The sequence below is a fragment of the Streptomyces sp. NPDC058741 genome (assembly GCF_042746715.1).
In the GTDB taxonomy this organism is placed as follows: domain Bacteria; phylum Actinomycetota; class Actinomycetes; order Streptomycetales; family Streptomycetaceae; genus Streptomyces.
In genome coordinates, this window is the sequence record NZ_JBHYQH010000007.1 from 83,164 (window position 1) to 94,215 (window position 11,052).

Consider the following 11,052-nt stretch of genomic DNA (forward strand, 5'->3'; position numbering starts at 1 on the left):
GGCGGGAGGCCCTTCGATCAGGCTGGGAACGGACCGGGGGTCAGGAGGCCTTGGCCTTCTCCTCGGTCTTCTCCTTCGGCGCGGCGGCGACCGGGGCCGGCTTGGCGGCCTCGTAGAACTCCTCGCGCGGCGTCTCGATGGCGCCGAGCGAGACGACCTCGCGCTTGAGGAACATGCCGAGCGTCCAGTCGGCGAAGACGCGGATCTTGCGGTTCCAGGTCGGCATCGCCAGACCGTGGTAGCCACGGTGCATGTACCAGGCGAGACGACCCTTGAGCTTGATCTTCATCTTGCCCATGACGATCATCGCGACGCCCTTGTGGAGGCCGAGGCCGGCCACCGCGCCCTTGTTGGCGTGCGAGTAGTCCTTCTGCGGGAAGCCCCGCAGGCCGGACAGCACGTTGTCGCCGAGGAGCCGGGCCTGGCGCAGCGCGTGCTGGGCGTTCGGCGGGCACCAGGCGTTCTCGTTGCCGGCCTTGCGGCCGACGAGGTCCGGGACCTGGGCGTTGTCGCCGGCGGCCCAGATGTAGTCGGTGCCCCGGACCTGGAGGGTCGGGGTGCAGTCGACGTGACCGCGCGGGCCGAGGGGCAGGCCGTACCGGGCGAGGACCGGGTTGGGCTTGACGCCGGCGGTCCAGACGATGGTGCTGGAGTCGACCTCGAGGCCGTTCTTCAGCACCACGTGGCCGTCGACGCAGGAGTCCATGGAGGTCGACAGGTAGACCTCGACGCCACGGCCCTCGAGGTGCTCCTTGCCGTACGTGCCGAGCTTGGGACCGACCTCGGGGAGGATCTTGTCGGCGGCGTCGACCAGGATGAAGCGCATGTCCTCGCGGGACACGTTCTTGTAGTACTTGGCCGCGTCGCGGGCCATGTCCTCGACCTCGCCGATCGTCTCGGCGCCGGCGAACCCGCCGCCCACGAACACGAAGGTGAGGGCCTTGCGGCGGATCTCCTCGTCCGTGGTGGAGTCCGCCTTGTCGAGCTGCTCGAGGACGTGGTTGCGCAGGCCGATGGCCTCCTCGACGCCCTTCATGCCGATGCCCTGCTCGGCCAGGCCGGGGATCGGGAAGGTGCGCGAGACCGCGCCGAGGGCGACGACCAGGTAGTCGAAGGGCAGCTCGTAGGCCTCGCCGACCAGCGGGGAGACCGTGGCGACCTTGCGGTCCTGGTCGATGGTGGTGACCCGGCCGGTGAGGACCTCCGCCTTGGGCAGCACGCGTCGCAGCGGGACGACGACGTGGCGCGGGGAGATGTTGCCGGCGGCGGCTTCGGGGAGGAAGGGCTGGTAGGTCATGTACGACCGGGGGTCGACGACCGTGACGGTCGCCTCGCCGTAACGCATCTTCTTGAGGATGCGCCGAGCTGCGTACAGGCCTACGTACCCACCGCCTACTACGAGGATCCTGGGACGCTCCGTGGTGCTCATGCCATCGAGTATCCACCCGCCAGAGGGGGGTACCTCGTGCGCCCCTTCACAAGGTTGTGGAGGGGGTGTGCTATCCTCCGCGGCCCGAGTGATCCACGTCATGGTGACAACCGGGATCGTTTGTGCAGCGCCGGCCGTTGTCAATGCCGCGTGAGCTGCCTCTCTGGCCCCGACCGGCCCCCTGTGAGGGCCCCTCGGAGGGACGCCGGGCGCACTGTTCCGGATCCCTCCATACCATGCTTCTGAACATGTTCAAAGAGCCGTTCGGCCCCCGGACGGGTCAACCGGGACCTTCTCTTCGCCCGGGAGGGCCGAATTCCTTGTGAAGAACTTCACGAACTTTCCCGGCGGACCCCCGCCGGGCGGTCCTCCAGGACTCCCCGGCGGCGCTCATTCGTGATCCGTGCCTGCTCAGAAGCGGGCTACGCCAGCGACCATCCGATGCCGTCGAGCATCACTCCCGAACGCGACTCCCGAACCGGGCCATGCGTACACGCTCACGCGTACACTGATCTCATGACTGAGAACACGGTGACCGTACGTGAAGCCCGCGCGCACCTCGCCGACCACATCAACCGGGCCGAGGAAGGCGTTCCGACCGTCATCACGCGCAACGGTGCTCCGGTGGCAGCCGTGGTCCCGATCGCGGACTTCGAAGCGCTGGAGGAAGCGGCCGACGTCATGCTGGCGCGCGAAGCCGAAGCGGTCCTGGCCGAGGGCGGTCCCACCGTGACGATGGCAGAGCTGCTGGCGGACCTGTTCAGCGAACAGGACGGCGAGGCGGCGTGAAATACGCCTTCCGGTTCACCGCGGCGGCACAGCGGCAGCTCCGGGCCATCACCCGGCCCGACGCCATGCGCATCCTGACCGCGCTGACCGCACTCGGTGACGACCCGTACCGCCAGGACGCCGACGTCAAGAAGCTCACCGGCCCGTCCGGGCTCTACCGGCTCCGGGTCGGAAGCTACCGGGTCGCTTACCAGATCAACGATGGCGAACTCGTCGTTCTCGTCGTCAAGGTGGGCGACCGGCGGGACGTATACCGCAACCTGTAGGCGGTCAGGCCAAAGACCATCCGATGCCGTCGAGGATGTCGTGCTCGCTCACGACGACCTCCTCCGCGCCGATCCGCTCCATGATCGACAGGAGCACGAGCGCCCCCGCCCCGATGACGTCGACCCGTCCCGGATGCATGGAGGGCACGGCCGCGCGCTCGGCGTGGGTGGCGCGCAGCAGCCAGTCGGTGATCTCACGGACCTTCTCCCGGGAGACCCGGGAGTGGTGGATGGCGGCCGAGTCGTACTCCGGCAGCTCCTGGGCGATCGCCGACACGGTCGTCACGGACCCGGCGAGGCCCACCAGCGTCCGTGCCTCGCGCAGCGGAACCGTCTCCTCCGCCAGGTCGAGGGCGGCCGCGATGTCGGCCCGCATCGCGGCGATCCGCTCCTCGGAGGGCGGGTCGCTCACCACCCCGTCGCGGACCAGGTGCCGCTCGGTCATGCGGACGCAGCCGACGTCCACCGAGCGGGCCGCGCGCACCCGGTCGTCACCGACGACGAACTCGGTGGAGCCGCCCCCGATGTCCACGACCAGGTAGGGCCTGGGCAGGTGGTCACGCCCGGCCAGCTCCTTGGTCGCGCCGGTGAAGGAGAACTCGGCCTCCTGGTCCCCGGAGATCACCTCGGGCTCGACGCCCAGGATGTCCAGCACCCCGCGCACGAACTCGTGCCGGTTCTCGGCGTCCCGGGAGGCGGAGGTGGCGACGAACCTGAGCCGCTCGGCCCCGTGCCGCTTGACGACCTCGGCATACTCGCGGCAGGCCGCGAACGTCCGCTCCAGCGCTTCCGGGGCGAGCCGGCCGGTGCGGTCCACGCCCTGCCCGAGCCGCACGATCGTCATACGGCGGTCCAGGTCGACCAGCTCGCCGGTCGCCGGGTCGGCGTCGGCGACCAGCAGCCGGATCGAGTTCGTACCGCAGTCCACGGCGGCGACCCGGGTCACTGGGCGTCCTCCTCGGCGGACGTCACGCACGGGCCCTTGCGCCACCACTCGGGCAGCATCGCGATCGCCTCGTCCCCGAGCGGGTTCACCCCGGGCCCGGCGGCCAGCGAGTGCGCCACCAGCACGTGCAGGCACTTCACCCGGTCCGGCATGCCGCCCGCGCTCGGGAAGTCCTTCAGCACCTCGATCTCGTCACGGCGCCGGACGTAGTCCTCGTGCGCCGCCCGGTACGCCGCCGCCAGCTCCGGGTCCGAGGCGAGCCGCTCGGTCATCTCCTTCATCACGCCGTTCGCCTCCAGCGTGCCGATCGCGGAGTTCGCCTTCGGGCACGTCAGGTAGTACAGCGTGGGGAACGGCGTCCCGTCCGGCAGCCGCGGGGCCGTCTCGACGACGTCCGGCTGCCCGCAGGGGCACCGGTGCGCGATCGCGCGCAGGCCGCGCGGGGGCCGGCCGAGCTGCTGCTTGAAGGCCTCGACGTCGGCGTCGGTGGGCTCGGTGCGCGGGGTGGTCGGCGGGGACGTTTCCATGACTGTCTTCGGGTGTCTTTCTCTGGGGTCACTGTTACGGGGCGGAGGCGTCGGACTTGTCGACCCCGTCCCAGACGTTCGCGTACCAGGGGCGGTCGGCCGCCCCGAGGGAGGTGCGCGACTGCCGCGCCGGGCGCGGGTCGACGACGATGAAGCCCGTCTCCCCCGGCATGACGTAGTGCAACCGCTGCCTGATCTGCTGCTCGGCGTACGCGTCGTCCTGCCAGCGCGCCTTCGTGTCGCGCAGTCGTTCGACTCGCTGACGGGCCTGCTGCTGCTCGCGCTGCAGGTCCTCGATCTCGGCGCGCTGGGAGACGTACTGCCGCATCGGATAGGCCAGGGCAACGATCAGCGAGCACATCACCAGCGCGAGCAGCGCCGCCCGGCCGGTCAGCCGGGAGCGGCGGGCCTGCCGCTTGGTCTGGGAGCGGTAGACCCGGGCCGCGGTCTGCTCGCCGAGCAGCCGGATCCTGGTCGTGGTGGAGAACCGGTCCCGGTCCTTCACGGCCATCTGTCAGCCTCCGCTCCACCGTCCTGCGCGCGTACGTCCCCGCACACGGTACGGGACCGAGTACGGGGACGTACGTACGACTGGCTCAGCCGTGCCCCGGGCCGGTGCCTGCCCGGGCCCGGTGCGCGGTCAGGCCTTGAAGCGGGGGAACGCGCTGCGGCCGGCGTACACCGCGGCGTCGTCGAGGATCTCCTCGATGCGCAGCAGCTGGTTGTACTTGGCGACGCGCTCGGAGCGGGCCGGGGCGCCGGTCTTGATCTGGCCGCAGTTGGTGGCGACGGCCAGGTCGGCGATGGTGACGTCCTCGGTCTCGCCGGAGCGGTGGGACATCATGCACTTGAAGCCGTTGCGCTGGGCCAGCTCCACGGCGTCCAGGGTCTCGGTGAGCGAACCGATCTGGTTCACCTTCACGAGCAGCGCGTTGGCCGCGCCCTCCTCGATGCCGCGGGCGAGGCGCTCGGGGTTGGTGACGAACAGGTCGTCGCCGACGAGCTGGACCTTGTCGCCGAGCTTGTCGGTGATGGTCTTCCAGCCGTCCCAGTCGTCCTCGAACAGCGGGTCCTCGATGGACACGAGCGGGTACGCGTCGACGAGCTCCGCGTAGTACTCGGTCATCTCGGCCGCCGAGCGCTCCTTGCCCTCGAAGGTGTAGACGCCGTCCTCGTAGAACTCGGAGGCGGCCACGTCGAGCGCCAGGGCGATCTGCTCGCCGGGGGTGTAGCCGGCTTCCTTGATCGCCTCGAGGATGAGGTCGAGGGCCTCGCGGTTGGAGCCGAGGTTCGGGGCGAAGCCGCCCTCGTCGCCGAGGCCGGTGGCCAGGCCCTTGCTCTTCAGGACCTTCTTCAGCGTGTGGTAGACCTCGGCGCCCCAGCGCAGGGCCTCGGAGAAGGACTCCGCGCCGATCGGGGCGATCATGAACTCCTGGATGTCCACGTTGGAGTCGGCGTGCGAGCCGCCGTTCAGGATGTTCATCATCGGCACCGGCAGCAGGTGCGCGTTGGGGCCGCCCAGGTAGCGGAACAGCGGCAGGTCGCTGGCCTCGGAGGCGGCGTGGGCGACGGCGAGCGAGACGCCGAGGATGGCGTTGGCGCCCAGGGAGCCCTTGTTGTCGGTGGCGTCCAGGTCGAACATGGCCTGGTCGATCAGGCGCTGCTCGGTGGCGTCGTAGCCGACCAGCTCCGGGCCGATCTGCTCGATGACCGCGAGGACGGCCTTCTCCACACCCTTGCCGAGGTAACGGTTCGAGTCGCCGTCGCGGAGCTCGATGGCCTCGAAGGCGCCCGTCGAGGCGCCGGACGGGACGGCGGCACGACCCGTGCTGCCGTCGTCGAGGCCGACCTCGACCTCGACCGTGGGGTTGCCTCGGGAGTCCAGGATTTCCCGGGCTACGACGACGTCGATGGACGGCACGAGCATCTCCTTCTCGATGTGACGCGGGTACGCGGGCCGCTCGGGCCCTGCGAGGCGCGGGCCGCGGTGGCTCGCGACATGAGCCTAACCGGCTCGGGGCGTTCGGCCACCGGGTCTCCCACCTCGTGGACAGAACCGAGAGAAAATTGTTTCCGAACGGAACAAAGCAGGATGCCGAAAGAACCCCGCCCCGGTGCGTACGGGGGACGACGCACCGGGGCGGGGGAACCATGGGCCCTGGGCGGGCCGCTGCTCACTTCAGGTGCAGCTGCTGGCCCGGGTAGATGAGGTTGGCGTCCTGAACGATGTCCTTGTTCAGCTCGAAGAGCTTCTCCCAGCCGCCCTTGACCTTCTCCTCCGCGGCGATGGAGCTCAGGGTGTCGCCCTTGACGACCTTGTACTCGCCGTCGCCCTTCTTGACCTTCTTGCCGGTCGGGGTGGTGACGGTCTTCTTCGCGGCCGGACGCTCGGCGGAGCGGGAGGCGGGCTGCCGGGTCTCGCGGGTCTCGGTGCTCTGCCGGCTCTGGCTCTGGTTCTGGCTCTGGCTCTGCGAGGAGCTGCCGGAGTCGGCGGAGCCGCCGGTGTAGCCGGCACTCGACAGGCCCTTGCCGCAGACCGGCCAGGCACCCTTGCCCTGGCCCGCGAGGACCTTCTCGGCGATCTCGATCTGCTGGGCCTTGGTGGCCTGGTCGGCGGTGGAGGCGTACTTGGTGCCGCCGTAGCCGGCCCAGGTGGAGGCGGAGAACTGCAGACCGCCGTAGTAGCCGTTGCCGGTGTTGATGGACCAGTTGCCGCCCGACTCGCACTGGGCGACGGCGTCCCACTCGGAGGCGGTGGCGGCGGAGGCGCTGCCGGCCGCCATCAGCGGGCCGGCGACGGCCGCGGAGGCGACACCGGCGACGGCGACGGCACGGGCGGCCTTGGACGGACGGCGGTGCTTGCCCTTGCTGGAAAACAGCATGGATGGATCCCCTCACCGACGCCTGCGAGGTGAGCTGTCGGGTTCGGGCCGGCTGAGTTGCCCGGCCACGTCCCTGACGGGACGCGGCTTCACCCCAAGCCCTTCCGGCGGAACGAGCCGGTCGGGCACCTACCTTGGGTCCCCCGCTCCTGCCTACGGCGCTTGACGCGACGACTGTTCCCGTGCGGCCGCTGGCAGGATTCGGCGTTGCGGCAACCGGGGCTCACGGTGGCGAGCGGTCACGACCGTAGACATGCGATCCGGGGAAATTCAAAGACGACCAGGCCTTCTGAGATCTATCTCTCACGACCCTCAAACGGGACATTAGCCGCGAAATATGACGTGAACTCGCGCCTTTTCGGGGTGACTTCAGCCCTCGTTTCCGCCGTGCCCGAACGACCACTCGTCGTCCGCTTCGCCCCTGGTCGTGAGCGTCTGACCGGGGCGGATGAGGTTCGGGTCGGCCCCGACGGCCTCCCGGTTCACGTCGTAGAGCGCCCGCCATCCGCCGCTGACGTCAAGGGAGTCGGCGATGGACCAGAGACTGTCACCGGAACGGACGGTGTAGGCGCCGTCCGCCGCGTCGCGGGAGGCGTCGTCACCGCGCGAGGCGTGCCGGCCCGCGGACTCGTCCGCCCGGCCGTCGGCCGGCTCGGCGTTCTCGTCGGCGCCGGGGCCGCGGTGACGGCCGGAGCCGGTGCCGGTGAGCGCCGAGGAGTCCTCGCCCTGCCGCGCGTTATCGGGCATCTCGCCGGGGGCGGCCAGGGGGGAGTTCCCGTCCTCACTCTGCCGCGCGGGGTCGGCGGAGGCCGAGGACTTGTCGGACTTGAGCGTTTCGTCGCTTTCTTCGTCGTTATCGGTCGCAGTCGACTCCGGATCAGGCGACGGGGACGACGAGGCCGTCGACGACGGGGACGCGTCGGGGGATTCGAGCAGACCGGGTGAATCCGTGGGACGGGAGGACTCGTCCGACTCGTCCGACTCGGGCGAACCGGGCGACTCGGGCGAACCGGAGGCGCCGGAGCCCTTGCCCTGCTCGAGGCCGGAGAGCAGTCCGCAGGTGCGCCACGCGCCGACCCCCTGGTCGGCGAGGATTCTCTCGGCCACCGATATCTGCTGGGAGCGGCTGGCCAGGTCGGCGCTCACGGCGTAGTCGAGGCCGCCGTAAGCCTCCCAGTCCTCCTGGGAGATGGCGAGGCCGCCGTAGTAGCCGTTGCCGCTGTTCTGGCTCCAGGCGCCGCCGGTCTCGCAGTCCGCGACCCGGTCCCAGGTCACACCCTCTGCCGCGCTGGCGCCGGAGGCTCCGAGGAGCGGGATCGCGATGGCGGAGCCGGTCACTCCGGCCGCGACGAGGAGAGCCGGAGCCTGGCGGGGGCGACGGTGCCGACCGTTCCCGGAGAGCATGCGGAGACCTTTCGGAGACAGCAGTGATCGACACGGCGTGAGTGCTCGGGCCGTGTTGATGGGTGAACGTATCGGCAGACGATCACTTGTCACAAGTTCATGCCGCGCAGATCACATGAAGATCACAGAGTTGAGGTTTCGTCACGTCCGGGGCGTGCCGTGGCGGGTGCGAACTCCACCGGCAGGGTGCGCAGCCCGCGCATGATGAGGCCGCCGCGCCATCTCAGCTCGGCCGGGTCCACCGCGAGGCGGAGGTCCGGGAGGCGGGTCAGAAGCGTGGCGAGCGCGGTCTGGCCCTCCAGACGGGCGAGCGGGGCGCCGAGGCAGTAGTGGATGCCGTGGCCGTAGCCGAGGTGCTGGTTGTCGCGGCGGGACAGGTCGAGCACGTCCGGGCCGGCGAAGCGCTCCGGGTCCCGGTCGGCGGCGGCCAGGACGACCAGGACGGGGTCGCCCGCCTCGACGCGCTGCCCGCCGAGGGTGAGCGGCTCGGTGGCGAAGCGCCAGGTGGCGAGTTCGACGGGGCCGTCGTAGCGCAGCAGTTCCTCGACGCCCGTCTCCAGCAGGGCGGTGTCCCGGGCGGCCAGGGACCGCTGCAGGCGGGTGCGCTGCCCGGGGTGGGTGAGCAGGGCGTAGGTGCCGTTGCCGATCAGGTTCACGGTCGTCTCGAACCCTGCGAACAGCAGGATGAAGGCCATCGCCGCCGCCTCGTTCTCGGTGAGGTGCTCACCGTGGTCGGAGGCCCGGATCAGACCGGAGATGAGGTCCTCGCCCGGCGCGGGATCGTCCGGCAGCGCCCCGCGCTTGCGGTGGATGAGGTCGGCGAGGTAGCCGCGCATCTTCTTCACCGAGCGCGCCACACCGCCCCGGGGGCCGCCCTGGTGGCGGATCATCATGCCCGCCCAGTCACGGAAGTTGTCCTGGTCCTCGCGGGGGACGCCGAGCAGGTCGCAGATGGCGTGGATGGGCAGGGGGAAGGCGAACTCGTGGATCAGGTCGGCGGCCCCCTTCCCGGCGAACCCGTCGATGAGCCCGTCGGTCAGCTCCTGCACCCGAGGCGCGAACTCGGCGACCCGGCGGGGCGTGAACGCCTTGGACACCAGCCGCCGCAGCCGCGTGTGGTCGGGCGGGTCGATGTTCAGCAGGTGCGTCATCAGCTCGGCCTTGCGCTCCCCCGGGATCCCGGTCCTGCCCTTGGCGTGCGCGGGTCCGGCGTGGTGCGCGGGGTTCTTGGAGAGCCGGTGGTCGGCGAGGGTCTGCCTGGCGTCGGCGTACCGCGTGACCAGCCAGGCCTCCACACCGCTGGGCAGCCGCGTCCGGTGGACGGGGCTGTGCTCGCGGAGCCAGGCGTAGGCGGGGTAGGGATCGCTCGCGAACTCCCAGGTGAACAGCTCGGGGACGGCTTCGGGACGGGGCTCGGGGACGGCTGCGGGTGTGCTGGGCCGGGGCTGGTCGGTCACTCCCCGACCGTATCGGCCCCGTGCCGTCGCCGGGTCGCGGTCCGCTCAGCTCTCGGCCTCCCGGATCGCGTCCCGGTACGCGCGGGCCGCCGCTCGCAGGGCCGCCTCCGGGTCGACGCCCTCCGCCTCCGCTCGGACCGCCAGGGCCAGCAGGTCGTAGCCGATGCCCTCGACCGGGGGCAGGGGTATGTCGAGGCCGGCGGTGCGGGCCCGGGAGGCGAGCTTGGCGGCGAGGGCCAGGCCGGGCTGGCCGAGCGGGACGCCCTCGGTGATCGAGCTGCGCCGCTTCTCGACGGCCTTGGTGCGCAGCCAGTGCTCCTTGACCTCCTCGGGGGTGGTGGCGGTCGCGTCGCCGAAGACGTGCGGGTGGCGGTGGATCAGCTTGGCGACGATGCCTCCCGCCACGTCGTCGACGGAGAACGGCGCCTCCGGGTCCTCCTCGGCGATGCGCGCGTGGAAGACGACCTGGAGGAGGACGTCGCCGAGCTCCTCGCGCAGTGCGTCGCGGTCGTCCTCCTCGATGGCCTCCACGAGCTCGTAGGCCTCCTCGATGCCGTACTTGGCCAGGCCCTCGTGGGTCTGCCGGGACGACCAGGGGCACTCGGCGCGGATGCGGTCCATGACCTGGACGAGGTCGAGCAGGCGGGCGCCCGGCAGGTCGTAGGAGGCGGGGAGCAGCTCCAGCTCCGGCATGGTGAGGCGGCCGCTGCCGGCGAGGCGGGCCAGGCCGTCCGTCAGGGCGGGCTCGCCCTCACCGGTCGCCACGACCACCACCGTGCGACCGCCGGCGCAGGCGCCGACCAGCTCCTCGGCGGTCGGGGACGCCTCGTCGACCGCTGTCCCCGCCTCGCGCAGGTACGGCAGCTGCGGGTGCGCCCCGTCCGCGCACAGCACCCGGTCGGCCGCGCGCAGGGCCTGCCAGGCGGGCCAGGAGAGCAGGCCGGGGGCGACGCGGTGGCTGGTGGTGAGCAGGACGACGCGGCCGGGGTCGGCGGCCGCGTCGGGGGCGGTCCGCTCGGGGCCCGGGACGGCTTCGGGGCTGTTGGCGTTCACGATCCGAAGCTATCCCACGCCACCGACCACATCGGAGGCTGTCCACAGGCACCGCGATGCCGGGGGGCCGCAGTGCCGGGGGACCGCAGTGCCGGGGGACCGCGATGCTGGGGGGGCCGCAGTGTCGGGGACCGGAAGCCCGAGGACCGGAGTGCCGGAGTGCTGGGGCCGGGAGTGCCGGGGGGTGCAGGGTGTCCGCGGTCCCGGGGGCCGCAGTCCCCGGGGACCGGAAGCCCGGAGCCGGAGTGCTGGGGCCCGGAGTGCCGGGGGGTGCAGGGTGTCCGCGGTCCCGGGGGCCG

11 protein-coding genes and 1 riboswitch are annotated in these 11,052 nt (G+C 71.3%); of the genes, 2 read left to right on the top strand and 9 right to left on the bottom strand.

The genetic code is table 11. From position 1 onward, the window contains the following. Positions 1–40: 40 nt before the first annotated feature. Complete coding sequence (locus ACFW6P_RS08170) at positions 41–1,429, bottom strand: NAD(P)/FAD-dependent oxidoreductase (protein WP_386346687.1); 1,389 nt, start codon at positions 1,427–1,429, stop codon at positions 41–43. Between the two features lie 516 nt (positions 1,430–1,945). On the opposite strand from ACFW6P_RS08170, the gene ACFW6P_RS08175 reads away from it, so the two are divergent. Next, a complete protein-coding gene (locus tag ACFW6P_RS08175) occupies positions 1,946–2,218 on the top strand; it encodes a type II toxin-antitoxin system Phd/YefM family antitoxin (protein ID WP_386346689.1) in 273 nt (90 codons plus the stop codon). Continuing rightward, on the top strand, positions 2,215–2,484 hold the full coding sequence (locus tag ACFW6P_RS08180; RefSeq protein WP_386346691.1) for a type II toxin-antitoxin system RelE/ParE family toxin: 270 nt from the start codon (positions 2,215–2,217) through the stop codon (positions 2,482–2,484). The genes ACFW6P_RS08175 and ACFW6P_RS08180 overlap by 4 nt, the downstream gene beginning before the upstream one ends. A 4-nt stretch (positions 2,485–2,488) precedes the next feature. Here ACFW6P_RS08180 and ACFW6P_RS08185 read toward each other — a convergent pair whose 3' ends face one another. The 8 genes from ACFW6P_RS08185 to ACFW6P_RS08220 all read right to left on the bottom strand — a co-directional run bounded on the left by ACFW6P_RS08185 (position 2,489) and on the right by ACFW6P_RS08220 (position 10,753). Then, on the bottom strand, positions 2,489–3,430 hold the full coding sequence (locus ACFW6P_RS08185; protein WP_386346693.1) for an exopolyphosphatase: 942 nt from the start codon (positions 3,428–3,430) through the stop codon (positions 2,489–2,491). Beyond that, on the bottom strand, positions 3,427–3,957 hold the full coding sequence (locus ACFW6P_RS08190; RefSeq protein ID WP_386346695.1) for a DUF501 domain-containing protein: 531 nt from the start codon (positions 3,955–3,957) through the stop codon (positions 3,427–3,429). The genes ACFW6P_RS08185 and ACFW6P_RS08190 overlap by 4 nt, the downstream gene beginning before the upstream one ends. A gap of 34 nt (positions 3,958–3,991) precedes the next feature. Next, positions 3,992–4,468 carry a septum formation initiator family protein gene (locus ACFW6P_RS08195; protein WP_386346697.1) on the bottom strand — a complete coding sequence of 159 codons (477 nt, stop codon included), beginning with the start codon at positions 4,466–4,468 and terminating at the stop codon, positions 3,992–3,994. A 129-nt stretch (positions 4,469–4,597) separates the two neighbouring features. Beyond that, a complete protein-coding gene (eno, locus tag ACFW6P_RS08200; RefSeq protein ID WP_386346699.1) occupies positions 4,598–5,878 on the bottom strand; it encodes a phosphopyruvate hydratase in 1,281 nt (426 codons plus the stop codon). 253 nt (positions 5,879–6,131) lie between these two features. Beyond that, positions 6,132–6,839 (bottom strand): transglycosylase family protein, encoded by a 708-nt coding sequence (locus ACFW6P_RS08205; protein WP_386423192.1) that lies wholly within the window; start codon positions 6,837–6,839, stop codon positions 6,132–6,134. 4 nt (positions 6,840–6,843) lie between these two features. Beyond that, positions 6,844–7,010: riboswitch (cyclic di-AMP (ydaO/yuaA leader) on the bottom strand. Positions 7,011–7,208: 198 nt separating this feature from the next. Further along, complete coding sequence (locus tag ACFW6P_RS08210; protein ID WP_386346703.1) at positions 7,209–8,243, bottom strand: transglycosylase family protein; 1,035 nt, start codon at positions 8,241–8,243, stop codon at positions 7,209–7,211. A gap of 122 nt (positions 8,244–8,365) precedes the next feature. Further along, complete coding sequence (locus ACFW6P_RS08215) at positions 8,366–9,700, bottom strand: cytochrome P450 (protein ID WP_386423193.1); 1,335 nt, start codon at positions 9,698–9,700, stop codon at positions 8,366–8,368. Positions 9,701–9,745: 45 nt separating this feature from the next. Then, positions 9,746–10,753 carry a nucleoside triphosphate pyrophosphohydrolase gene (locus tag ACFW6P_RS08220; RefSeq protein ID WP_386423195.1) on the bottom strand — a complete coding sequence of 336 codons (1,008 nt, stop codon included), beginning with the start codon at positions 10,751–10,753 and terminating at the stop codon, positions 9,746–9,748. Positions 10,754–11,052 lie beyond the last annotated feature (299 nt).